Genomic DNA, 23,871 nt, shown 5'->3' with positions numbered 1-23,871 from the left:
GACATTCGCGGCAACCGCGATATTTTTCTTGCCACTTCACCGAAGATCCGGGTTGCTTGATGAATCCGGTGCGTGGGCAGGCGCAACGGATCCCATAACCCTATGGCTGCCCTGCGGTAAGGAGACCTCGAAAATGGCGTTGGACATAGGAGTCGTCATGCTCTACCTGGGCGGCATGCTGCTGCTGGGCTGGTACGGCATGCGGCGTGCAAAAACCCAGGAAGACTATCTGGTGGCGGGCCGCAACCTGGGGCCCGGTTTGTACATGGGCACCATGGCGGCCACGGTGCTGGGCGGGGCCAGCACGGTGGGTACGGTGCGGCTGGGATATCAATACGGTATTTCGGGGTTCTGGCTATGCGGGGCGCTGGGGCTGGGCATCATCGTGCTGAACCGGGTGCTGGCCAAACCCCTGCTGAAGCTGCGCATCTTCACGGTGACGCAGATTCTTGAACGGCGCTTCACGGCGGGCGCCAAGCATGTCAGCGCGCTGGTCATGATGGCGTATGCGCTGATGCTGGCGGCCACGTCCGTCATCGCCATGGGCACGGTGATGCAGGTGCTGTTCGACCTGCCGTTCTGGGTGTCGGTCGTGGTGGGCGGCGGCGTGGTCGCGGTGTATTCCACGCTGGGCGGAATGTGGTCGTTGACCCTGACCGACATCGTGCAATTCATCATCAAGACGGTGGGCCTGATGTTCGTGCTGCTGCCCATCTGCCTGATACGGGTGGGCGGCTGGGACCAGCTGGTGGCGCAGCTGCCCGCCGCCAGTTTCAGCCTGACGAACATCGGCTGGGGCACGATCATCACCTACTTCGTCATCTACTTCCTGGGCATCCTGATCGGCCAGGAAATCTGGCAGCGCGTCTTCACCGCCCGCGACGAACGCGTGGCGCGCGTGGCGGGCACCGCCGCCGGGTTGTACTGCATCATGTACGGCCTGGTGGGCGCGGTGATCGGCATGACCGCGAAGGTGCTGCTGCCCGATCTGCCCGACGTCAACCATGCGTTCGCCGCCATCGTGCAGGCGAGCCTGCCGGACGGCATACGCGGCCTGGTCATCGCCGCGGCGCTGGCGGCCATGATGTCCACGGCCAGCGCCGCCATGCTGGCCACGTCCACCGTGCTGGCCGAAGACCTGTTGCCGGCGCTGCGGGGCGGGCGCTCGTTCACCGACGTGCGCGTGCACCGGCTGATCACGCTGCTGGCCGCGCTGTCGGCGCTGGGCGTGGCGTTGGTGGTCGATGACGTCATGAGCGCCCTGACCTGCGCGTACAACCTGCTGGTGGGCGGCATGCTGGTGCCGTTGCTAGGTGCCATCTACTGGCGCCGCGCCACCACCGCCGGCGCAATGGCGGGGATGCTGCTGGGTTGCGCGGCGGCCATTGCGTTCATGGTCAAGGACGGCCTGGCGGCCAACACACCGGTCTACGCGGCGCTTGCGGCCAGCGCCGCCGGCTTTGTGCTGATCAGCCTGCTGGGGCGGGCGGGCGCGCCGTGGGGCGATACACCCGTGCCGCGAGCCGACGCCAAATGAACCTTTTATTTCAGGAGCACATCATGCGCTTTACCCCGGAGCGCCTTGCGGCGCTGCGCGCCCGCTTTGGCGGCGCCAACGAAGCCATCATCCACGACCCGCATTTTCGCGAAGTGGCCGTCAACATCATCGACGGCAGCGGCACGCGCAGCGCGCCCTATGCGGGCATGCCTACCTTGCTGGACGCCCCGGCGCGCCCCATCGACTGGCAAGCGCCCGACTTCGGCGACCTGCAAGTGGCGCTGACCGGCGTGCCGATGGACCTGGGCGCCAGCAACCGCAGCGGTTGCCGCTTTGGGCCGCGCGCGCTGCGCGCCATCGAACGCGTCGGCCCCTACCACCACGTCTTGCGCTGCACGCCCACGCACGACCTGCGCGTGGCCGATATCGGCGATGTGCCGATGCGCAGCCGCTTCAACCTGGAGCAATCACATGAAGATATCGAAACCGCGTACGCCCAGATCCATGCGGCGGGGGTCATTCCGGTTTCGGTGGGGGGCGACCATTCCATTACCCTGCCGATCCTGCGTGCGCTGGGCCGACGCGCGCCGGTCTCGCTGATCCACTTCGATGCGCATTGCGATACGGGCGGCCCGTTCGACGGCAGCCGCTTTCACCACGGTGGCCCGTTCCGCCAAGCCGTGCTGGACGGCGTGCTGGACCCCACGCGCACCATTCAGATCGGCATCCGTGGCGCCGCGGAATACCTTTGGGAATTCTCGTACGAGTCCGGCATGACGGTCATTCACGCGGAAGACATTGCCCGCCTGGGCGTGGATGCCGTGGTCGCGCAGGCGCGCAAGGTCGTGGGCGACACGCCGGTGTACGTCTCGTTCGACATCGATTGCCTGGACCCGGCGTTTGCGCCCGGCACGGGCACGCCCGAGGTGGGCGGCGTGACCGTGCGCGAAGCGCAGGCGATCCTGCGGGCGCTGGCGGGTATCGACATCATCGGGGGCGACGTGGTCGAAGTGGCGCCCGCCTATGACGCCACGGCCAACACCGCGCACGCGGGCGCGCAGATGCTGTTCGAGATCCTGAGCCTGATCAGCGTGCGCCACGCGGGCTGACGACGCGCGCGAACTTTCTTGCATTCCCCTTTCGCTTTGGCGCAAAAGGTAATGGAAGGTACAAACGCACACTCGGCGGCGTGGTGCCGCCGATAGTGCGTTCGTCACGGTAAACATGCACGCTAATGGTGCGCACGGGCCACGCGCGCGCGCAATGCCCTGGGAGGCAGCGCTGGCGCGGGTTTCGCGATATGGGACGGCGACGACGACGGGGCGCGCGCGCAAAAAAAGGGCGCGATCGAATGCCTGCCATGCTGTTACATCACAAATGTTTCGGACGCGTTGGCGGGCATGGCGCCCTCGTAGAATCGGCGCCTCGTAAGGTTTCGCCGCGCTGTCAGCGGCACCGTTCATGACCCGATTTGCCCTCGTTCCCCGTTTGCTCCGGTCGCGCCCGCTGACCAAGGGCTTTCGCTATCTTTACCGCTATACGCGAGCCGGCGCCTATCGGCATAACGAAACCTTGTGGCCGCTGGTGAAAGTACGCCGCGATGCCCGCGACCACGACCGCTTGCTGTCCTGCAACGTGGTCGGCGTGCAAGGCCCGGCTACCTTGCCCCTGGCCGACGTGCCGCGAGACATCACCGGCGACGCCCACCTGATCCTTAGCGGCCCTTCCATTGCTGACATCGACTATGCGCGTTGCCGACTGGGCAACGTGATGGGCGTGAACGGGTCGATTGCGCTGCGGCGCGCGCATCCCTCGTTGCGCTTCGATTACTACGCGATGCTGGACGCGGGCTTTGTGAAGCGCCGGCGCGACTTGGTTGCCGAGGTCTTGTCGCAGGACCTGCTGCTGTTTGTCACGCCCGAGGTGTACCGATGGATTTCGTACTTGTTCGACGCCAAGGCGGTTCGGTGCCGCATTGCGCTGTTCGAGGAAGTGCACCAGCGTGCGCTGCAACCGCGCGCGCAACCCGATGCCCTTGCCGCGCGGTTGGCGCGCGACCCCGAGCTGGTGTTGTTCGACGCGCATCACCCGCAGCACGCGCACGGCTTCAGCCTGAACCCGTCGCGCGGCCTGTTCGGCGGCGGCACGGTGGCCTACACGGCCTTGCAACTGCTGACCTGGATGGGCGCGCGCACGCTGTACCTGCACGGCCTGGACCTGAGCGCCACGGCCGGCCCGCGCTTTTACGAAAGCCCGGGCGCGCAGCTGGCCACCGCGCTGGACCGGCAGTTTGCCGGACATATCGAACCGGCGTTCCGCCAGGCCAGCCGCCTGCTGCGCGCGCACGGCGTCCAGGTCTACAACCTGTCCTTGAATAGCCGCCTGGGCGAGGACGTATTTGAAAAGCGCCACTGGAGCTGTTTGCTCAATCAAGGGGAATCCTCGCCTTCCCCGCAACGGTTCTCGGGCCTATCACGATGAAGATTCTGTACACCAACTTTCACCAGGGCGATGGCGGCGGGCACACCACCTACGTCATGTCCCTGGCACGCATGCTGCGCCAACGCGCCCAGATTACCGTGGCCGCGCCGCTTGGCAGCCGCCTGCTGGCCGAAGCCCACGCCTTGCCCGGCGTGCACTCCGTTGACCTGGAGTTCAAGGGCCGCCCGTTTCAGCAGTTAAGCGCGTTGCGGCGGCTGCGCGCGCTGCTGCGCCGCGAACAGTTCGACGTGATCCACGTGAACGGCTCGGCCGACCATCGTCTTTGCATGCTGGCCACGGTGGGCATGGGCGCCAAGCGCCCGTTCATTGTCTACACGCAGCATACCGATCGCAGCGCCAACAGCCTGGGAGTGCGCATGCGCGCCAAGTGGGGCACCAACCGCGTCATCTGCGTGTGCGGCCACACGTTTCGCCGGATGAAAGATTCGGTGTTTCGCGATGAAGACCTGCGCGTGGTGCACAACGGCGTGGATACGCTTCAGTATCGACCGGCCACCCCTGACGAAGTCGCCCAAGCGCGCGCCGCGCTGCTGCCCAAGGCCATGCAGCGCCGGCTGGTGATTGGCAGCAACGCCGGCACTGCCGTGTACAAGAACTGGCTGGACATGGTGACCGCAGTGTCGCTGCTGCCCGAGCATCAACGCGATCAGGTCGTGATCCTGATTGCCGGCAAGGAACCCGACGACGAACAGCGCCAGCGCGTGGCCGACCTGGCCATGACGCATCAAGTCGTGTTCACGGGCTTGCTCGATGACGTGCGGCCTTTCCTGGCGGCACTGGATGTGGGGTTTGTGTTGTCGTCCCGTCTGGAGACGATCTCGTTCGCGTGCCGCGAAATGATGGCGGCGGGCAAGCCGGTCATCGTCAGCAAGGTCGGCGGCCTGACCGAGAACGTGACCGACGGGCGCAATGGCTGGGTGGTGCCGCCCGGTTCCGTCAGCAGCGTGCTGGCCACCGTGTCCTCCCTCTTGAACGATCGCGCCATCGCCGCGAAGATGGGCGAAGAAGCGCGCAACACCGCGTTGCGCGAGTTTTCCCTGGCGCATTTCGTGGGGCAGACCGAGCAGGTGTACCAAGAACGCGGGGCGTCCGACCGCCAGTTTGAACTGACGTCCTGACGCCCCGGCGTTGCCGCGTGATCCTTAGAAGTGGATCACGGTGCGGATCGACTTTCCTTCATGCATCAGGTCGAAGGCTTCGTTGATGCGATCCAGCGGCAGCGTGTGCGTGACGAACGGGTCCAGGTCGATCTTGCCGCTCATGGCGTCTTCGACCATGCCCGGCAGTTGCGTGCGGCCCTTCACGCCGCCGAAGGCCGATCCGCGCCACACGCGGCCCGTGACCAGCTGGAACGGGCGCGTGCTGATTTCCTGGCCGGCGCCGGCCACGCCGATGATGATGCTTTCGCCCCAGCCCTTGTGGCAGCATTCCAGCGCGGCGCGCATCACATGCACATTGCCGATACATTCAAACGAGAAGTCCACGCCGCCGTCGGTGAGTTCGACGATGACGTCCTGGATGGGCTTGTCGTAGTCCTTCGGGTTGATGCAGTCGGTGGCGCCCATGGCGCTGGCCAGCACGAACTTGTTCGGGTTGGTGTCCACGGCGATGATGCGGCCGGCCTTGGCCTGCACCGCGCCCTGGATCACGGCCAGGCCGATGCCGCCCAGACCGAACACGGCGACGGTGTCGCCTTCCTTGACCTTCGCGGTGTTGTGCACGGCGCCCAGGCCGGTGGTCACGCCGCAGCCCAACAGGCAAACCTTTTCATGCGGGGCGGCCGGGTTGATCTTGGCCAGCGAGATCTCGTTGACGACCGTGTATTCGCTGAAGGTCGAGCAGCCCATGTAGTGGTACAGCGGCTTGCCTTCGTAGCTGAAGCGCGAGGTGCCGTCGGGCATGACGCCCTTGCCCTGGGTGGCGCGCACCTTCTGGCACAGGTTGGTCTTGCCGGACAGGCAGAACTTGCATTCGCGGCATTCGGCCGTGTAGAGCGGAATGACGTGGTCGCCCGGCTTCAGCGACGTCACGCCTTCGCCCACTTCCACGACCACGCCCGCGCCTTCGTGGCCGAGCACGGCGGGGAACAGGCCTTCGGGGTCGTCGCCGCTGAGCGTGAACGCGTCGGTGTGGCAGACGCCGGTGTGCGTGATCTGCACCAGCACTTCGCCGCGCTGCGGGGGCGCGACGTCGATCTCAACGATTTCCAGCGGCTTGCCGGGTCCGAATGCGACTGCTGCGCGTGATTTCATAATTTTGCTCCACGAATGTCGGGGGGATTACTTCAAATAGGAACGGACGATGCGCATCAGCTGGTCGACCTCGGCCTCGGCGTCGATCCCGGCGTGTTGCGGCCCGCCCTGGGCGGATTGCAGGAAGGTTTCCCGGAGATGGCTTTCCAGCACCTCGGCCATCAGGCCGGTGGCTGCACCGCGCAAGGCGGCCAGCTGTTGCAGCAGCGCGCCGCATTCCGTGCCTTCGTTGACCGCGCGTTCCAATGCTAACGCCTGCCCCTGGATACGGCGCAAGCGGGTAACGACACGTTTTTTTTCTTCCGGCGAATGCGGCACGGCAGGCTCCGAAAACGATACAGGGGGGGAGTATACGAAAAGCGCCCCGTCATTCGCAAGACATGTGTACCTGTCTATACTACAAGCCGTTTTTCACCGCCGTGTGGCGCCCACTCCAGGATCATTCCGTGGCTTCTTCTCCCCCCCGACTACCCGTCCAGGCCAATGCCCTGCCCGCCCCGCTGTATGCGCAGGTCAAGCAGATGATTGCGCAGCAGATCCGCACGGGCGCGTGGCCCGCGCACTACCGGGTGCCCTCGGAAAGCGAACTGGTCGACGAGCTGGGATTTAGCCGCATGACGATCAACCGCGCGCTGCGCGAGCTGACGGCCGAGGGCTTGCTGGTGCGCATGCAGGGGGTGGGCACGTTCGTGGCGCAGCCCAAGGCGCGCTCGGCTTTGTTTGCCGTGAACAACATCGCGGACGAGATTGCCGCGCGCAACCATCGGCACCACAGCCGCGTGGTGCGCCTGGCCGAAGAGCCGGCCGGGTCCGAGCAGGCGCTGGCGCTGGACCTGCGCGTGGGCCAACCCGTATTCCATTCGGTCATCGTGCATTTCGAGGACGACGTGCCGATTCAACTGGAAGACCGCTACGTCAATGTGCGGTTGGCGCCGGACTACCTGAAACAGGACTTCACGCAGCACACCCCGTACGAATACCTGACGCGCGTGGCGCCGCTTAGCGAAGGCGAACACGTCGTAGAGGCCATCCTGGCCAAGCCGCGCGAATGCCAGCTGTTGCAGATCGAACGCAGCGAGCCGTGCCTGTTGATCCGTCGCCGCACGTGGTCCGGCGACCGCGCGGTGACGCTGGCGCGGCTGATCCACCCCGGCTCGCGCCACCGTCTGGAAGGCAAGTTCACGACATGAATCCGTCCAACGTTCGCCTGTATCGCGCTGCTGACTACCCGCGCATGCCGTGGAAAAACGGTGGCGGCACCACGCAGGAAGTCGCTTGCAACCCTGGCGGCAGCACCGCCGCGTTCGACTGGCGCCTGTCGATTGCCGACGTCGCGCAAGACGGCGGTTTTTCGGCGTTCGCGGGCTATCAGCGCATCATCACCGTGCTGGAAGGCAGCGGCATCGAACTGACCGTTGACGGCCAGGCACAGGCGCCGCTGATGCCGTATCAGCCTTACGCGTTCCTGGGGGACGCGCAGGTCCAGTGTCGTTTGCTGGACGGGCCGATCCGCGACTTCAACCTGATCTACAAGCCGCAGCGTTATCACGCTCGGCTGCAATGGGCGTCCGGCGCCGGGCCATGGGTGTTTCATAGCGATGCGCACAGCCTGCTGGTGCTGAACGCCGGCGACGCCCTGACGTTGAACGTGGAGGGCGTCGACCATGCGCTGCCTGCGCGCTACGACTGCCTGCATGTGGACGGGCGCCAAGCCCTGGCCTCGTATCGCCTTGCCGGCAACGGCGCTGTGAACGCTTGCGTGATCGAGCTGCATCCCTTAGTTCATTGGGGGTAAACCCCTACCAAAATTCGTCTCATCCTATCTTGTATATACAAGCATAGGCATCCTATGATGCGGGCAATCGCCGCGCTGCGGGTACGCGCGCGGCAGAACCGATCAAGGAGACTGTCTTGGACCAATCGAATCGATATCGCGATGTCGTCATCCGCGCGCCGCGTGGCAACCAGCTGACCGCCAAAAGCTGGTTGACCGAAGCGCCGCTGCGCATGTTGATGAACAACCTGGACCCGGACGTCGCTGAAAACCCAAAAGAACTGGTGGTGTACGGCGGCATTGGCCGCGCCGCCCGCAACTGGGACTGCTACGACAAGATCGTCGAATCGCTGACTCAGCTGAACGACGATGAAACGTTGCTGGTGCAGTCGGGCAAGCCGGTCGGCGTCTTCAAGACCCACGCCAACGCGCCGCGCGTGCTGATCGCCAACTCCAACCTGGTGCCGCATTGGGCCACGTGGGAACACTTCAACGAACTGGACGCCAAGGGCCTGGCCATGTACGGCCAGATGACGGCGGGCAGCTGGATCTACATCGGCAGCCAGGGCATCGTGCAGGGCACGTACGAAACCTTCGTCGAGGCGGGCCGCCAGCACTACGGCGGCAATCTTGCCGGACGCTGGGTGCTGACCGCCGGGCTGGGCGGCATGGGCGGCGCGCAGCCGCTGGCGGCCACGCTGGCGGGCGCATGTTCGCTCAACATCGAATGCCAGCAGGCCAGTATCGATTTCCGTCTGCGTACCCGCTACGTGGACGAGCAGGCCACCGATCTGGATGACGCGCTGGCGCGCATCAAGACGTACACCGAGCAAGGCCGCGCCGTGTCCATCGCGCTGTGCGGCAACGCCGCCGACGTGCTGCCCGAGCTGGTGCGCCGCGGCGTCAAGCCCGACATGGTCACCGACCAGACCAGTGCGCACGATCCGCTGAACGGCTATCTGCCGGCCGGCTGGACGTGGCCCGAATATCGCGAACGCGCCAAGCGCGAACCGGCCGTCGTCATCAAGGCCGCCAAGCAATCAATGGCCGTGCACGTGCAGGCGATGCTGGCGTTCAAGCGCCAGGGCATCCCCACCTTCGACTACGGCAACAACATCCGCCAGATGGCACAGGAAGAAGGCGTGGCAGACGCGTTTGACTTCCCCGGTTTCGTGCCCGCGTATATCCGCCCGCTATTCTGCCGTGGCGTGGGCCCCTTCCGGTGGGCCGCGCTGTCGGGCGACCCGCAAGACATCTACAAGACGGACGCCAAGGTCAAGGAACTGATACCCGATGACGCGCACCTGCACCGCTGGCTGGAGATGGCGCGCGAACGCATCAGCTTCCAGGGCTTGCCGGCGCGTATCTGCTGGGTGGGCTTGGGCCAGCGCGCCAAGCTGGGTCTGGCATTCAATGAAATGGTGCGTTCGGGCGAGCTGTCGGCGCCCGTCGTCATCGGCCGCGACCACCTGGATTCCGGGTCCGTCGCCAGCCCCAACCGCGAAACGGAATCCATGCGCGACGGCTCGGACGCCGTGTCCGACTGGCCGCTGCTGAACGCCTTGCTCAACACCGCCAGCGGCGCCACCTGGGTGTCGCTGCATCACGGCGGCGGCGTGGGCATGGGGTTCTCGCAGCATTCGGGCATGGTCGTCGTGTGCGACGGCACGGATGAGGCCGCCGAACGCATTGCGCGCGTGCTGACCAACGACCCGGCCACGGGCGTGATGCGCCATGCCGACGCTGGCTACGACATCGCCATCGACTGCGCGAAAGAGCAGGGCTTGAACCTGCCCATGGTCAACGCCCAGCGCTAAGCGCGGCACAACCCTTCCGCACCCCCCCCCACGATCCCGCCAACCCGCGTGGGGCCATGACCGCATCGGTCCGCCCCACGTCACTCACGAGGCAATGCGATGGCGCAAGACAGCGAGGCCGGTTCCGCGCCGCTCATCGAGCGGCGTTCGATTGACTACATTCCGCCGTCCGAACGGCACGGCAAGCTCTACAGCCAGTTCACGCTGTGGATGGGCGCCAACCTTCAGATCACCGCGATCGTCACCGGCGCGTTGGCGGTGGTGTTGGGCGGCGACGTGTTCTGGTCCTTGATCGGGCTGTTCATCGGGCAAGTGCTGGGCGGTGTGGTGATGGCGCTGCACGCGGCGCAAGGGCCCAAGCTGGGCTTGCCGCAGATGATCTCCAGCCGCGTGCAGTTCGGCGTCTACGGCGCCGCGATTCCGATTGTGCTGGTGTGCTTGATGTACCTGGGTTTCACGGCCACGGGCACGGTGCTGTCCGGCCAGGCGCTGGGGCAGTTGTTCGGCGTCAGCGATACCGTGGGCATCCTGATCTTTGCGTCGGTCATCGTGGTGGCCACGCTGTTCGGCTACCGCGTCATTCACCTTATCGGGCGCGTTGCCACCGTGTTCGGGCTGATCGCGTTCGTGTACCTGTTCAGCCGCGTGGTCGCCGTGGGCGATGTGGCGCAGTTGCTGCAAATCCGGCATTTCGCCTGGGGGCCGTTCCTGTTGGCGGTGTCGCTGGCGGCGTCCTGGCAGATCGCCTATGGCCCCTACGTGGCCGACTATTCGCGTTATCTGCCGGCTTCGACCTCGTCGGTCAAGACGTTCCTGGCGGTGGGCCTGGGGTCGGTGTTGGGCGCGCAGATCGCCATGGTGCTGGGCGTGTTGGCCGCTGCGATGTCCGCCGGCCAATTCGCGGGGCGCGAAGTGGCGTACATCGTGGGGCTGGGCGGCACGGGCACGATGGCGGCGCTGCTGTACTTCAGCATCGCCTTCGGCAAGGTCACGATTTCGACGCTGAATTCCTACGGCAGCTTCATGTGCATGGCGACCATCGTCAGCGGCTTTCGCGGGCACGTGCAGATATCGCGGCGCCAGCGCGCGGTGGCGGTGGTGCTGATCGTGGGCGCGGCCACGGCGGTGGCGCTGGTGGGCCAGCATTCGTTCCTGAACGCGTTCAAGTCCTTCATCCTGTTCCTGCTGGCCGTCTTCGTGCCCTGGAGCGCGGTGAACCTGGTGGACTACTACTTCATCAACCGTGGCCGCTACGACGTGGCCGCGTTGTCCGACCCGAACGGGCGCTACGGGCGTTGGAACCTGCCCGGCATCCTGGTGTACGCGTTTGGCGTGCTGGTGCAGATGCCGTTCATCTCGACCAAGCTATATACCGGCCCCATGGTCGAACGGCTGGGCGGCGTGGATGTGTCGTGGATCATCGGCCTGATCGTACCCAGCATTCTCTATTACCTATTCGCCCGCCGCGATTCGCGGCTTGCGGCGCACGAGCCGGCACAACGTCCGGTCTGACAACAACATTGCATCAAGCCGGGCAACCGGCGTAGGAGACCCCCATGGATTTGCACTTGAAGCCCGGTCATCTGACTTTGTCCGACTTGCGGCGCGTGTACCACGAACCCGTACGGCTGACGCTGGATGCCGGCGCGGCCGACGCCATCGACGCCAGCGTGGCCACCGTTGAACGCCTGATTGCGGAAGGCCGCACGGTGTACGGCATCAACACGGGCTTTGGCCTGCTGGCCTCCACCAAGATCGCGCGCGAAGACTTGCAGGCGCTGCAAAGTTCGCTGGTGCGTTCGCACGCGGCGGGCGTGGGCGAACCCCTGGATGACGCCATGGTGCGCCTGATCATGGTGCTGAAGATCAACAGCCTGGCTCGTGGCTATTCCGGCATCCGCCGCCACGTTATCGACAGCCTGATCGCCATGGTCAACGCGGGCGTCTATCCGCACATTCCGCTAAAGGGCTCGGTGGGCGCCTCGGGCGACCTGGCGCCGCTGGCGCATATGTCCATCGTGCTGCTCGGCGAAAGCCGCGCGCGCTATCAAGGCGAATGGTTGCCCGCGCAAGAAGCGCTGGCGCGCGCCGGGTTGGTGCCGCTGACGCTGGCGGCCAAGGAAGGGCTGGCGCTGTTGAACGGCACGCAGGTGTCCACCGCCTATGCGCTGCGCGGCCTGTTCGAAGTCGAAGACATGATGGCGGCCGGGTTGGTGTGCGGCAGCCTCAGCGTGGAGGCCATGCTGGGCTCGCGCGTGCCGTTCGACGCCCGCATCCACGCCGCGCGCGGCCAGCCGGGCCAGATCGCGGTGGCCGCCGTGTATCGCGACCTGCTGGGCCAGGACAGCGAGGTCGGCCATTCGCACGCCGATTGCGAAAAGGTGCAGGACCCCTACTCGTTGCGCTGCCAGCCGCAGGTGATGGGCGCGTGCCTGACGCAGATCCGCCACGCCGCGCACGTGCTGCAAATTGAATCGAACGCCGTGTCGGACAATCCGCTGGTGTTCGTGGCGCAGGGTGACGTGATTTCCGGGGGCAACTTCCATGCCGAACCCGTGGCGATGGTGGCCGACAACCTGGCGCTGGCGCTGGCGGAAATCGGCGCACTGTCCGAACGGCGCATTGCGCTGATGATGGACAAGCACATGTCGCAATTGCCGCCGTTCCTGGTGGCCAAGGGCGGCGTCAACTCGGGCTTCATGATTGCGCAGGTGACGGCTGCCGCGCTGGCCAGCGACAACAAGGCGCTGGCGCATCCGGCCAGCGTGGACAGCATGCCCACGTCGGCCAACCAGGAAGACCACGTGTCGATGGCGCCCAATGCCGGCAAGCGTTTGTGGGCAATGGCGGAAAACGTGCGCGACATCCTGGCCATTGAATGGCTGGGCGCGTGCCAGGGCCTGGACTTCCGTGTAGGGCTCAAGACCTCGCCGCAACTGGAGCAGGCGCGCCGGGTGCTGCGCGAGCAAGTGCCGCACTACGAAGAAGACCGCTTCTTCGCGCCCGATATCGCCGCCGCCAGCGGCTTGATCTCGGCGCAGGTGCTGAACGGGCTGATGCCGGCGGGGCTGCTGCCCAGCCTTTGATTTTCGACCGTTGCGGCGCCCTGCGCGGGGCCGCCACCACCGCGCTGTGCCGAAGCGTCCATAGAAGACGCTCGCACAGCGTTTGACCCTGTACGCCTATACCTATAACAAGGACGGAGACGCAACATGCAAGCGCAAACGCAAACGCAGGATCTCAAACGGGGACTCAACGCCAGGCACATCCGCTTCATGGCCTTGGGCTCGGCCATCGGCACGGGGCTGTTCTACGGATCGGCCAAGGCTATCGAGCAGGCCGGGCCGTCGGTGCTGATCGCGTACCTGATCGCCGGCGCGGCCGTGTACATGGTGATGCGCGCGTTGGGCGAAATGGCCGTGAAGGACCCCGTGTCCGGCTCCTTCGGGCACTACGCCACCGCCTACCTGGGCCCGGTGGCGGGCTTTCTGACCGGCTGGACCTACGCGTTCGAGATGATCATCGTGTGCCTGGCGGACATCACCGCGTTCGGGCTGTACATGGGCTTCTGGTATCCCGATGTGCCCCGCTGGATCTGGGTGCTGTCCATCGTGTTCTTCATCGGCGCCATCAACCTGTGCTCGGTCAAGGTGTTTGGCGAACTGGAATTCTGGTTGTCGCTGTTGAAGGTGGGCGCCATCATCGCGATGATCGCCGGTGGGCTGGGCATCATGCTGTTCGGCTTTGGCCTGAACGTGGAAAGCGCGGCGACGGGTGTGCATAACCTGTGGGAGCACGGCGGCTTCATGCCCAATGGCGTGGGCGGGCTGATTGCGTCGCTGGCGGTGGTGGTGTTTGCGTTTGGCGGCATCGAGATCATCGGCATCACGGCGGGCGAAGCCAAGGACCCCGGCCGCACCATTCCGCGCGCCATTAACGCCGTGCCGCTGCGCATCCTGCTGTTCTATGTGCTGACTTTGTTCGTGTTGATGTCCATTTTCCCGTGGACGCAGATCGGCAGCCAGGGCAGCCCGTTCGTGCAGATCTTTGACGGGCTGGGCATCAAGTCGGCGGCCACCATCCTGAACATCGTCGTGATCTCGGCGGCGGTGTCGGCCATCAACAGCGACATCTTCGGTGCGGGCCGCATGCTGTACGGCATGGCGCGGCAGGGGCAGGCGCCGCGTGGCTTCGCGGCGGTGTCGGGCTCGGGCGTGCCGTGGATGACGGTGGTGGTCATGACGGTTGCGCTGCTGCTGGGCGTGCTGCTGAATTATCTGATCCCCGAAGACGTCTTTGTGCTGATCGCATCGATCGCCACGTTCGCCACCGTGTGGGTCTGGCTGATGATTCTGTTGTCGCAGGTGGCGATGCGGCGCAAGATGAATCCCGACGAGGTCGCGGCGCTGAAGTTTCCCGTGCCGTTCTGGCCGATTGGCCCCCTGCTGGCGATTGCGTTCCTGGTGTTTGTGATCGGCGTGCTGGGATACTTTCCGCGTACCCAGATGGCGCTGGTCGTAGGCGCGGTGTGGATTGCGGTGCTGTGCGTGGCGTACCGCTATCTGGTGCTGCCGCGCGGCCCGGGCGGTGGGCTTCCCGCGCCGGTGCCGCAAGGGTCCGACTGAACGAACACGGCGCCCCGCCGCATTGCGCGGCGCGGCGCCGGCTTTAAGGAGAACTGCATGAGACAGGTCTGGCGACATTGCCACGCCGCCACGATGGTGGACGGGGCCTATTCCGTGATTGAAGACGCGGCCATCGTGACGCATGCCGACCGCATCGAATGGATCGGCAAGGAAGCGGCGTTGCCGCCGGTTGACGCGGTGCACGAACATGACCTGCGCGGGGCGTGGGTCACGCCCGGGCTCATCGATTGCCACACGCATCTGGTCTTTGGCGGCAACCGCAGCACGGAATTCGAGCAGCGCCTGCAAGGCGTGGACTACGCGCGGATCGCGGCGCAGGGCGGCGGCATCGCCAGCACCGTGCGCGCCACGCGCGAGGCATCCGAAGACGCGCTGTACGCCAGCGCCCGGCAACGTGCGCTGCACTTGCTGCGCGATGGCGTCACCACGCTGGAAGTGAAATCCGGCTACGGGCTGGACCTGCCCAATGAACGCAAGATGCTGCGCGTGGCGCGGCGTTTGGGGCAGATGCTGCCGATGACCGTGCAGGCCACCTGTCTGGCCGCGCATGCCTTGCCGCCCGAATTCGCCGGTCGGCCCGACGACTACATCGACGAGGTCGCGCGGCGCATGTTGCCGGTATTGGCGGCCGAAGGGCTGATCGATGCCGTCGATGCCTTCTGCGAGCATCTGGCGTTTTCACCGGAACAGGTTGAACGCGTGTTCCAGGCGGCGGTGCACCTGGACCTGCCCGTCAAATTGCATGCCGAACAATTGTCGTCGCTGCACGGCGCAACGCTGGCCGCGCGCTATGGGGCCTTGTCGGCGGACCATCTGGAGTACCTGACGGAAAGCGATGTGCTGGCCATGGCGCAGGCCGGCACGGTGGCGGTGCTGCTGCCCGGCGCTTTCTATGCGCTGCGCGAAACGCAGTTGCCGCCGCTGGATCTGCTGCGCCGCCATGGCGTGCCGATGGCAATTTCCACCGACCTGAACCCGGGCACGTCGCCCGTGTTGTCATTGCGGCTGATGATGAGCATGGCCTGCACGCTGTTCAAGATGACGCCCGAAGAAGCGCTGGCCGGCGCAACGTTGCACGCGGCGCGCGCCCTGGGGCTGCACGTCACGCATGGCTCGTTGGAAGCGGGCAAGGTGGCCGACTTTGTCGCCTGGGACGTGGCGCACCCGTCCGAGCTGGCGTACTGGATCGGCGGTGACCTGCCCAAGCGCGTGATCCGCCACGGCGCGGTGGTGGATGTGGCGGCGCTGAACTGAGCAGTCGATGCACCATGGCGGGTCCTGGCGTTCTACGATGTCGTTCGGTCGCGCCTGATTCCGGGCGCGCCGTGCATCTGGGGAACGTATGCGGATCTGCATGATGGAAGGGCCGGTGGACTTGATGCCGGACAGCGCCACGTGGGCGGGCATCGCCGAGCGGGTGGCCGAGCTGGCGCCGGACTTGCTTGTCACCAACGAAATGCCTTTCGGCCCGTGGCTGGCGGCCTCGGCTGCCTATGACGCCGCGCGCGCCGCCGAGTCGGTGCGCCTGCACGAAGCGGGGCTGACCGCACTGGCCGCGTTGCAGGTGCCCGCCGTTGTCTCGTCACGCCCCGTGCCCGCCGGCGACCGTCTGGCCAACGAAGCGTTCGCCTTGCAGGGCGGGCGCTACACGGCGCTGCATCACAAGCAGTTCTTCCCAGAAGAGCCCGGGTTCTTCGAAGCCACCTGGTTTCGTCCCGCGATGGACGGCTTTCAGGTGTTCGAGGTGGGCGGCATCCGCCTGGGCGTGCAGCTGTGCACCGAATTGATGTTCAACGAACGGTCGCGCCGCTACGGGCGCGAGGGGGCCGAATTGATCGTGGTGCCGCGCGCCAGCGGCGCGTCCGTCGGCCGCTGGCTGACGGCCGGCGCGATGGCGGCATTGGTGTCGGGCTGCTATGTGGTCAGCTCGAACCGGGCCGGGCGCACGGCGCAGGGCCAGGTGTTCGGCGGCCGGGCGTTTGCGTTTCAGCCGGACGGCGAAGTGCTGGCGCAGTCCACCGATACGGAGTCCATCGTGGTCGTCGACGTGGACCCGGCGCGGTCGCGGGCGCAGCAATCGCAGTATCCCTGCTACGTGAAGGAATAGCCGGTCCGCTGGAATAGCCGGTCCGTTGCGATTGCGCGCGGTCCCGCGCCGCGCTCAGGCTGCGATGGCGATGTGCCGTCGGTCTTCGATCAAGGTCGGCAGCCGGAACGCGCTGACGGCGCCTTGCAAACGTTGCGCCTGGTTTTCCAGCGAGGTGGCGGCGGCCGCGGCTTCTTCGACCAGCGCGGCATTTTGCTGCGTCACCTGGTCCATCTGATTGACGGCGGTGTTGACCTGATCAATGCCGGTCACCTGCTCTTGCGAGGCGGTGGCGATGTCGTTGACCAGCAGCGTCAGCCGCTCGATGGTGTCCAGAATTTCTTGCATGGTGCGCCCGGCCGTTTCGACCTGGGTGGACCCCGCCTGCACGGTGGCGCTGGAGGCCGACAGCAATTGCTTGATCTCTTTGGCCGCGCCCGCGCTGCGCTGCGCCAGCGACCGCACTTCCGCTGCCACCACCGCGAAGCCCTTGCCCTCTTCGCCGGCGCGCGCGGCCTCGACTGCGGCGTTCAGCGCCAGGATGTTGGTCTGGAACGCGATGCCGTCGATCACGCTGACGATGTCTTCGATGCGCCCCGAGTCCTGCGCGATTTCGCGCATGGTGCTCACGGCTTCCTTCACCGCCATGCCGCCGCGCTGCACCACCTGGCTGGCCACAACCGCCATCTGGTTGGCCTGCCGCGCGTTCTCGGCGTTGCTGGTCACCGTGGACAGCAGTTGCTCCATGCTGGCGGCGGTTTGTTCCAACGAGGCCGCCTGCTGTTCGGTGCGGCTGGACAGGTCCTGGTTGCCGGCGGCAATTTCGCTGGAACCCGCGTTGATCTCGACCACGCCTTCGCGCACGGCATGCACGGTGCGCACCAGGCTTTCCTGCATGTCTTGCAGGTACGGGATGATCTGGCCCACGCAGTTGCGGCCGTAGGGTGCCAGCGGCGTGGTCAGGTCGCCGCTGGCGATGCGGCGAAAGTGCGCCTTGATGGTTTCCAGGGGACGCCGCACGAAAATCACCACATAGCGGTCGCCCAAGGCCAGCAACAGCAGGCAGATCGCCAGGACGATACCCATGCCGGTGTAGGCTTGCCGGCGCTTGGCGGCGGCGTCTGCCCACAGCTGCGTTTCGCGGTCCTTGGCGTAGGCTTCATAGTTTTCGATGCTTTTGCCGAACGCGCGGCTGGCGCTCACGACGGCCCCGGCCGCATGTTCGCGTGCGCGTTTGAGGTCGCCGGCTTCCAGGTGTTGGCGCTGCACGGCGATGCCGCCATTGACCAGCGCGTCGAAGCCGGCCTGCATGGGTTGCAGGATGGCGGCGGGCGCGTCGTCGCGGGCAAGTTCGATGAAGATGGCTTGCTGCTTGCGGGCTTCGTCCAGCGCGGCGTCGATGCTGCGCCCTTCTTCCGCTGCCTGGGCGGTTTTGCCCTCGGCCGCGTATTCCAGTTGCCGGGACAGCCGCAGCCGTGCGCGCATGATTTGATCGTTGACCCGAGACAGGGCTGAGACTTCGTGAAGCAGTTCGCTACTGTCGGCAAGCGCTTCCCCGGCGCTGCGCAACCCGTTGACGCTGATGGCTGAAAGTCCGATGACCAGTGCACTGATGGCAAGCAGGGTGCACAGGATCAGGCGCCGGATGGTGATGTCTTTCAAAAACTGTGTCATGCGTGTCGTCCCAAATACAGCGAGTGCTGCATAGACAACAACGACCCCGCTGCCGCGATATTTAGCGACTGTTGCACAACTTACGAATATGTCTGGCCGTTCGACGAATATGTCGATAAATACCGCAACAATCTTGCGATTTGGCGTTATTTCGAAGGGTGCGGCGTGGGCGCCTGCATGGGTTCCGACGCGTCGAAGCGCAGACGCGAAAAGCTGGCGATGCAGGCTAGCGCCGCGCATAGCCCGCCCAGCCACAACGCCGCCACTGCGCCATGGGTCGTGGACACGTGAAAACAGGCCGCCACCAGCGCCGCCCCGGTCGCTTGGCCCAACAGCCGCACGGTACCGATCATGCCGCTGGCGCCGCCCGCTCGCGAAGCCGGGGCGGACGTCATGATGGCGCGCAGATTGGGCGATTGGAAGAACCCGAAGCCCGCGCCGCAGATGGCCATGCGCCAGCAGATGTCCCAGACCGTCGGCGCGGCGGGCAGCAGCGCCATCAACACCATCCCCAGCGCCAACATGGCCAGGCCGACGCCGCCCAGGATGCCCGCCGGATACCGGTCGGACAAACGGCCCGCGATGGGCGCCATGATGGCGACCACGACGGGCCACGGCGTGATCAGGAAGCCGGTGTGGACCTGGCTATAGCCCAGCACGGTCTGGAACATGAAAGGCAGGGACACAAAGGCCAGTGCCTGCGCGGCGAACGCGCACACGGCGGTGGCGGCCGACAGGGCGAACAGCGGGCGGCGCAACAGGTCCACGGCAAGAATGGGCGCGGGGTGCCCGGCTTGCCGACGCATCAGCAACCACAGGGTGGCAACGGCGCCGCCCCATTCCAGCGTGACGCGCGGCCATGGCGCAGCGTGCGCCAGTTCATTGGAGCCCAGCACGAACAGCCCCAGCGTCAGCGCGCAAAGGGTGGCGGCGATGCCGTCAAAGCCGTGCGGCGCGCGCGCGGTTTCCGGCAGGCCGCGCAAGCCCAGCACGGCGGCCAGGATGCCGATCGGCACGTTGATCAGGAACAGCCAGTGCCAGGAGCCCAGCAGCAGGATGGCCGACGCGGCGGTCGGCCCGGCGGCGAACGACAGGCCGACCACCATGGCGTTCAGGCCCAGTCCACGGCCCAGCATCGAAGACGGATAGATGAAGCGCAGCAAGGCGCCGTTCACGCTCATCACGCCTGCCGCGCCCAGCCCCTGCAAGATGCGCGCGACCACCAGCGTGGGCAGCGACGGCGCCAGTCCGCAGGCCAGCGACGACAAGGTGAACACCACCAAGCCCACCATGTACACCCGACGATGGCCCAGGATTTCACCCAGCGCGGCGGCGGGCAGCAAGCCGGCCACCATGGCCAACTGATAACCGCTGATTACCCAGATCGACCCGGCATCGCTGGCTTGCAGGTCGCGCGCGATGGTGGGCAGCGCCGTGTTGGCGATGGCCGTATCCAGGCTGGCCATGCACACAGCCAACATGACGGCCAACAGGGCGCCCAGCCGTTCCGAGGCGGGCAGGCCGGCGCCGGCCGGGTAAACGGTATTGCGTGAGAACGGGAGCATGGGCGTCAGGGATGGCGTGCGGGCGGACGTGTCCGGCATCAGGAGGACTGATTCTAATGCGGCATCGGGATTCAACGCTTGGTCAGCCAGCCGCTTGGTGCGCGCCCGCCTCCGGCATCAAACTGATGCGGCCCTTTGCACCGCCACCATCACGTTCTGACGCCCGCCTAGGGGGTTGCCGTGGGCGTGGGGGCAGGCCGTGGCTTGACGGGCCAGAACAAGGTGGCGGGCCGTTGCCAGATGCGTTGGCGCACGCCGGCAGATAGCGAATCGCGGTCGCGGCGGCGCAGGTCGCGTGAACGCAGCGCGACGTTGAATGCCAGGGCGAAGCTGACGCCGACGTTCAGAATGCCGGTCAGCGCCGTGCCCGCCACGGCCAGCCAGAAAATCTGTGTGTGCACCACCTGCCAGCCCAGCGTGCCGATCACCGTGCCAAGCTGTCCGGCGCTGAGCGTCACGTGGCGCACTTCGACGTGCGGCCCGAAGAAGCCCACGATGGCCGGCCCCAGGCCCAGCATCAGGCCCAGCGACACGTTGCCGGCGATGCCCGAGATGTTGCGTTGCCAGAAGCCCGCCCAGCGCGCCGCGCCGCGTTCGCCCAGCAGGTGCCGCGCGCGCCGGTTATAGGCCATGACGTCGTGCACGCGATGCAGCGCGAACCAGTTGTCGGCCCAACCCGCGATCAGGCTGGACAGCCACAGCAGCACGCCGGTAGCGGCGGCGTACAGCGGGGTCGGCCCCCAGGCCGAAAACGACGCCAGTGTTTCCTGCGCTTTCTCGGCGTTGATCAGCGGGCGGTCCAGCGCGTTGAGCGCAATCCACTGCACCGCCCAGGCCAGCGGAAAAACCACCGCCAGGTTGCCCAGGATGGCGGCCGCGTTGGACCGGATCATGGCAAGCGTGTCGTCCAGGAAGGCGTCGCGGCCTTCGGGCGTGTAGGCCTCGTCCAGGCGGTGGGCCAGCGCGGGGCCCGTCATCGCGGGCTGCTTGGTGGCCAGCGTGAAGTGGGCGAAGTGAATGATGAGAAAGCCGCCCGCATAGTTCAACGAGGCCAGCAGGCCCTCGATGAACTTGTCCAGATGCAGCGACACGATAAAGAATTTCAGATAGACGGTGAACACCATGACGAAGCCGCCGCCCAGCGACGCCTTGAGCATCGTCAGATATTCCACCGTGTCGCGCGCGATGTAGTGTTCGCCGGTCTCGGCGGTGCGCTCCATGACGCGCCGCGCCAGCTGCGCGAAGGACGAGGCGGCCAGGTGGCGGATGCTGCTGCGCGCCTGGGTGGACCGGATCAGCTCGGCGGTCAGGTGCACGAACTTGTGGCGCTGGGTGGGGTCCACCCAGACGCCAAGCAGCAGTTCGATGCGGGCCAGGCGCAGCTTCATGCGTTCAATCTGGAACACGACTTCGACGGATACGCCGTTCTTTTCCAGCTCGTCGTAGACGCCTTGCGTGGCGGCGCGGCAACTGTCCAGCAGCGCGCGGAACACGTTCAGGCGGCGGCCGAATACGTCGCGCGGCGTGGCGGGCGTGGTCGCGCAGAGCTCGGCGGATGCGGCGGCCAGGGCGAAGAAGGGCGATTCTTCAACCCCACCGGGCAGGCGTGTGCGGATGTCCTGGCTCAGGCCGGTCGCGCGCACTTGGCTGACCAGCACCTGGATGCTGCTGGTCAGCGCCTGCTCCAGCCTGGGCGATAGCGGTTCGGCGCCGGTGGCGTCGCGGTGTTGCGGCAGATCGGCCGCGTGCATTGCCGCGTCCTCGCCCGCGCGATACAACGCCCGCATGCGCGCCAGCGTGTCGTCATCCAGGGATTCGATCCAGGCCGCGTCGCCGGTGCGCCGGAAGATCAGCGAGAACAGGCCGAACATGTCGGGGCGATTGGGCGGGGGCGGCAACAGGCGTGCCTGGGCGCGGTCCCAGAATTCGCCCCAGAACCCGGGGTGCGAGGCCACGCCCGTGTCGCACAGCAATGACGTCGGGTCGTTATCGGCCACCAGCGAGCGCAGCGTAGCGGCCACGCGCGCGGCGCGTTCGTGGTCGCGTTCCAGCACCTGCAATACGTAGCGCAGGCGGGCGTGCTGCGGGTGGTGCGTGGCGGGGAGCGTGGCGGCGCGCGGGGCATCCGCCACGGCGGCGGCCGGTGGGCTGGGGCGATCCAGCCAGCGGCACAGGTCCACCATCCACATATTGCGTTCGGCCAGCGGCGCGCCGGGGTCGGCGCTGGCCAGGATGACGTCCAGCTGCGGGCCGCCATGCCGCGCGGCCCGCCAGTTGCGCCAAAGGGATGTCAGCATGGGCGGGCCTCGCGATTCAGGGGGCTTCGGGGTGTCGGCGCAAGGAGAACCCTTGCGCTTCATTCATGGCCTGGTAGCTGACATTGCGCGACACCACCGGCGGCTTGTCGCCGCCATGCAGGGCCCGCACTTCGTCCAGCACCATCTTGTCAGCCAGCGTCATGCGGTCGATCATGCGCAGGTACTGCATCCAGCTTTCCACCAGGAACACTTCGCGCCACACGCCTTCGCGCTCCAGGTCGCGAAACAGCTGCCACTGCTGCGCGCCGTTGCGCAGGCGCAGCAAGCGCAAGGGGTGCGCGGCGGCAATCAGCGCGCGCAGTTTTTCGTGATTGATCTGGTATTCCACGGCAACCAGCACGGCGCCATGCTGCGTGTTGAAGCCGGCGGCGGCCATAGCGGGCTCGGCGTTGTCCACGCGGGCGAGCGACTGCGTGTCCAGCTGTTCGGGCAAGCGCGAGCGGTACAGCAGCGCCACGGTGATGCCCAGCATGATGCCCGCCGTGGTCAGCGCGCCGGACACGCCCATGGTGCCCGCGAAGTGGCCCCACATGAACGAACCCGCCGCCAGCCCGCCAAAGATCGCGGTCTGGTAAAGCGCCAGGGATCGCGCCTTGACCCAGTCGGGCACCAACATCTGCACCGTGGTGTTGTAGGTGGCCAGCACGCCGATCCAGCAGCTGCCCGAGACCAGCAGCGCCGGAAACGCTACCCACAGCGTTTGGGTCAGGCCCAACGCCGCCAGGCACACGGCCAGCAGCGCGGCGGCCACGGTGACCAAGCCGCCCGCGCCCCAGGCGGCCTGCACGCGCCGCACCACGGCGCTGCCCAGGATGGCGCCCACGCCCAGCGCGCCCAGCATGTAGCCGTAAAGCAGCGCGCTGCCGTCCTCATGTTCATGCGCCAGCAGCGGCAGCAAGGCCCACAACGCGCTGGCGGACAAGCCAAATGCAAACGAGCGCAACATCACCACGCGCGTCACCGTGGAATGCTGCGTGTAGCGCAGCGCCGCAACGACGCCTTCCAGCAAACCTTCGGGGGGCAGGCGACGTTCGGGCAGTTCGCGCCGCCAACGCCAGATGGCCCAGACCAGCGCGCCGTAGCAGACGCAGTTCAGCAAAAAGACCCAGGGGGCGCCCATGGCGCCCAGCAACAGGCCACCGATGGCCGGGCCGACCGCGCGCGCCACGTTGTAGTTCACGCTATTGAGCAGCACGGCGCTGCCGACGTGTTCGCGTGGGACCTGTTCGCCCACCGCCGCCTGCCACGCCGGGGTCACGATGGCGCTACCGATGGCAATACAGAACACCGAGGCGATCAGCGTGATGGGGTGCAGCAGCCCGGCAAACGCCAGGATGGTGATGAAGACGCCGCCCGCCAGCTCCATGAGCATGCCGGTCAGCATGACCTTGCGGCGGTCGTAGTTGTCGGCCAGCACGCCGGTCAGGATAGACAGCGCCACCAGCGGAAGCGCCGCGGCTACCTGGATCATGGCAACCATCAACGGGCTGCTTTGCTCGGTGGTGATGATCCAGGCGGCGGCGACGGATTGCGCCCAGGTGCCCAGATTGGCGAACAGGTTCGCGATCCAGATAATGCGGAACGCGGGAAAGGCGAATGGGGAAAGCGTGCTGACGGTCAGGGGCGCGGCAGGCGCGGCGGGCGCGTTCGGCGGCAGATCGGCGGAGGGCGAGACGGGTTGGAGCATAGGGGCTCGGGGGCGCGTCTTGGTCTGCCCGGAAGGCCGGGCGTTGCACGGG

18 protein-coding genes are annotated in these 23,871 nt (G+C 66.4%); 12 read left to right on the top strand and 6 right to left on the bottom strand.

Features of this window, described 5'->3' with window-relative positions; all coding sequences use genetic code 11:
* Positions 1 to 133 precede the first annotated feature (133 nt).
* The 4 genes from AC0Z35_RS20580 (at position 134) to AC0Z35_RS20565 (ending at position 5,118) form a co-directional block, all read left to right on the top strand.
* Positions 134 to 1,537: a sodium:solute symporter family protein gene (locus AC0Z35_RS20580; protein WP_104144864.1), complete on the top strand. Its 1,404-nt coding sequence runs from the start codon at positions 134 to 136 to the stop codon at positions 1,535 to 1,537.
* A 23-nt stretch (positions 1,538 to 1,560) separates the two neighbouring features.
* Positions 1,561 to 2,607: an agmatinase gene (gene speB / locus AC0Z35_RS20575; protein WP_185975341.1), complete on the top strand. Its 1,047-nt coding sequence runs from the start codon at positions 1,561 to 1,563 to the stop codon at positions 2,605 to 2,607.
* Between the two features lie 352 nt (positions 2,608 to 2,959).
* Positions 2,960 to 3,979, top strand: a complete 1,020-nt coding sequence (locus AC0Z35_RS20570) for a hypothetical protein (RefSeq protein WP_485132602.1) — start codon at positions 2,960 to 2,962, stop codon at positions 3,977 to 3,979.
* On the top strand, positions 3,976 to 5,118 hold the full coding sequence (locus AC0Z35_RS20565; protein WP_485132601.1) for a glycosyltransferase: 1,143 nt from the start codon (positions 3,976 to 3,978) through the stop codon (positions 5,116 to 5,118). The genes AC0Z35_RS20570 and AC0Z35_RS20565 overlap by 4 nt, the downstream gene beginning before the upstream one ends.
* A gap of 24 nt (positions 5,119 to 5,142) precedes the next feature.
* On the opposite strand, the gene AC0Z35_RS20560 is transcribed toward AC0Z35_RS20565, so the two are convergent.
* Complete coding sequence (locus AC0Z35_RS20560) at positions 5,143 to 6,252, bottom strand: S-(hydroxymethyl)glutathione dehydrogenase/class III alcohol dehydrogenase (protein ID WP_104144862.1); 1,110 nt, start codon at positions 6,250 to 6,252, stop codon at positions 5,143 to 5,145.
* 27 nt (positions 6,253 to 6,279) lie between these two features.
* Positions 6,280 to 6,570: a metal/formaldehyde-sensitive transcriptional repressor gene (locus AC0Z35_RS20555; protein WP_046805570.1), complete on the bottom strand. Its 291-nt coding sequence runs from the start codon at positions 6,568 to 6,570 to the stop codon at positions 6,280 to 6,282.
* A gap of 128 nt (positions 6,571 to 6,698) precedes the next feature.
* Here AC0Z35_RS20555 and hutC point away from each other — a divergent pair, with 128 nt between their 5' ends.
* The 8 genes from hutC (at position 6,699) to AC0Z35_RS20515 (ending at position 16,596) form a co-directional block, all read left to right on the top strand.
* The gene (hutC, locus tag AC0Z35_RS20550; RefSeq protein WP_046805633.1) at positions 6,699 to 7,442 is read left to right on the top strand and encodes a histidine utilization transcriptional repressor HutC; all 744 of its coding nucleotides are present in this window, start codon (positions 6,699 to 6,701) and stop codon (positions 7,440 to 7,442) included.
* Positions 7,439 to 8,047 carry a HutD/Ves family protein gene (locus AC0Z35_RS20545; RefSeq protein ID WP_104144861.1) on the top strand — a complete coding sequence of 203 codons (609 nt, stop codon included), beginning with the start codon at positions 7,439 to 7,441 and terminating at the stop codon, positions 8,045 to 8,047. Before hutC ends, AC0Z35_RS20545 begins: the two co-directional genes overlap by 4 nt.
* Positions 8,048 to 8,163: 116 nt before the next feature.
* Positions 8,164 to 9,843, top strand: a complete 1,680-nt coding sequence (gene hutU, locus AC0Z35_RS20540) for a urocanate hydratase (RefSeq protein WP_104144860.1) — start codon at positions 8,164 to 8,166, stop codon at positions 9,841 to 9,843.
* Positions 9,844 to 9,942: 99 nt separating this feature from the next.
* Complete coding sequence (locus AC0Z35_RS20535) at positions 9,943 to 11,355, top strand: purine-cytosine permease family protein (RefSeq protein WP_485132600.1); 1,413 nt, start codon at positions 9,943 to 9,945, stop codon at positions 11,353 to 11,355.
* Positions 11,356 to 11,399: 44 nt separating this feature from the next.
* A complete protein-coding gene (gene hutH / locus AC0Z35_RS20530) occupies positions 11,400 to 12,929 on the top strand; it encodes a histidine ammonia-lyase (RefSeq protein ID WP_485132599.1) in 1,530 nt (509 codons plus the stop codon).
* Between the two features lie 126 nt (positions 12,930 to 13,055).
* A complete protein-coding gene (locus tag AC0Z35_RS20525; protein WP_104144858.1) occupies positions 13,056 to 14,468 on the top strand; it encodes an amino acid permease in 1,413 nt (470 codons plus the stop codon).
* 57 nt (positions 14,469 to 14,525) lie between these two features.
* Entirely contained in the window at positions 14,526 to 15,743 is a 1,218-nt protein-coding gene (gene hutI / locus AC0Z35_RS20520; protein ID WP_485132598.1) for an imidazolonepropionase, read from the top strand.
* A gap of 88 nt (positions 15,744 to 15,831) precedes the next feature.
* Positions 15,832 to 16,596: a carbon-nitrogen hydrolase family protein gene (locus AC0Z35_RS20515; protein WP_120153533.1), complete on the top strand. Its 765-nt coding sequence runs from the start codon at positions 15,832 to 15,834 to the stop codon at positions 16,594 to 16,596.
* A 54-nt stretch (positions 16,597 to 16,650) separates the two neighbouring features.
* Here the strand turns inward: AC0Z35_RS20515 and AC0Z35_RS20510 are convergent, their stop codons facing one another.
* From AC0Z35_RS20510 to AC0Z35_RS20495, 4 genes are all read right to left on the bottom strand, one after another.
* Complete coding sequence (locus AC0Z35_RS20510; protein WP_485132597.1) at positions 16,651 to 18,249, bottom strand: methyl-accepting chemotaxis protein; 1,599 nt, start codon at positions 18,247 to 18,249, stop codon at positions 16,651 to 16,653.
* Between the two features lie 146 nt (positions 18,250 to 18,395).
* Complete coding sequence (locus tag AC0Z35_RS20505) at positions 18,396 to 19,814, bottom strand: MFS transporter (RefSeq protein ID WP_104144885.1); 1,419 nt, start codon at positions 19,812 to 19,814, stop codon at positions 18,396 to 18,398.
* A 167-nt stretch (positions 19,815 to 19,981) separates the two neighbouring features.
* Positions 19,982 to 22,111: a site-specific recombinase gene (locus tag AC0Z35_RS20500; protein WP_485132596.1), complete on the bottom strand. Its 2,130-nt coding sequence runs from the start codon at positions 22,109 to 22,111 to the stop codon at positions 19,982 to 19,984.
* Between the two features lie 16 nt (positions 22,112 to 22,127).
* Complete coding sequence (locus tag AC0Z35_RS20495) at positions 22,128 to 23,819, bottom strand: MFS transporter (RefSeq protein WP_104144853.1); 1,692 nt, start codon at positions 23,817 to 23,819, stop codon at positions 22,128 to 22,130.
* Positions 23,820 to 23,871 lie beyond the last annotated feature (52 nt).

It is taken from the genome of Achromobacter sp. 1L-A-4-B-C2 (assembly GCF_057291955.1).
Note: the sequence above shows the minus strand (reverse complement) of the source record. Positions and strands in the feature narration are given on the sequence as shown.

Excerpts from the sequence above, each read along its gene's own strand:
- AC0Z35_RS20580 (WP_104144864.1), top strand. The coding sequence starts at position 134 with ATGGCGTTGGACATAGGAGTCGTCATGCTCTACCTGGGCGGCATGCTG.
- speB (WP_185975341.1), top strand. The coding sequence starts at position 1,561 with ATGCGCTTTACCCCGGAGCGCCTTGCGGCGCTGCGCGCCCGCTTTGGC.
- AC0Z35_RS20570 (WP_485132602.1), top strand. The coding sequence starts at position 2,960 with ATGACCCGATTTGCCCTCGTTCCCCGTTTGCTCCGGTCGCGCCCGCTG.
- AC0Z35_RS20565 (WP_485132601.1), top strand. The coding sequence starts at position 3,976 with ATGAAGATTCTGTACACCAACTTTCACCAGGGCGATGGCGGCGGGCAC.
- AC0Z35_RS20560 (WP_104144862.1), bottom strand. The coding sequence starts at position 6,252 with ATGAAATCACGCGCAGCAGTCGCATTCGGACCCGGCAAGCCGCTGGAA.
- AC0Z35_RS20545 (WP_104144861.1), top strand. The coding sequence starts at position 7,439 with ATGAATCCGTCCAACGTTCGCCTGTATCGCGCTGCTGACTACCCGCGC.
- AC0Z35_RS20535 (WP_485132600.1), top strand. The coding sequence starts at position 9,943 with ATGGCGCAAGACAGCGAGGCCGGTTCCGCGCCGCTCATCGAGCGGCGT.
- hutH (WP_485132599.1), top strand. The coding sequence starts at position 11,400 with ATGGATTTGCACTTGAAGCCCGGTCATCTGACTTTGTCCGACTTGCGG.
- AC0Z35_RS20525 (WP_104144858.1), top strand. The coding sequence starts at position 13,056 with ATGCAAGCGCAAACGCAAACGCAGGATCTCAAACGGGGACTCAACGCC.
- hutI (WP_485132598.1), top strand. The coding sequence starts at position 14,526 with ATGAGACAGGTCTGGCGACATTGCCACGCCGCCACGATGGTGGACGGG.
- AC0Z35_RS20515 (WP_120153533.1), top strand. The coding sequence starts at position 15,832 with ATGCGGATCTGCATGATGGAAGGGCCGGTGGACTTGATGCCGGACAGC.
- AC0Z35_RS20510 (WP_485132597.1), bottom strand. The coding sequence starts at position 18,249 with ATGACACAGTTTTTGAAAGACATCACCATCCGGCGCCTGATCCTGTGC.
- AC0Z35_RS20505 (WP_104144885.1), bottom strand. The coding sequence starts at position 19,814 with ATGCTCCCGTTCTCACGCAATACCGTTTACCCGGCCGGCGCCGGCCTG.
- AC0Z35_RS20500 (WP_485132596.1), bottom strand. The coding sequence starts at position 22,111 with ATGCTGACATCCCTTTGGCGCAACTGGCGGGCCGCGCGGCATGGCGGC.
- AC0Z35_RS20495 (WP_104144853.1), bottom strand. The coding sequence starts at position 23,819 with ATGCTCCAACCCGTCTCGCCCTCCGCCGATCTGCCGCCGAACGCGCCC.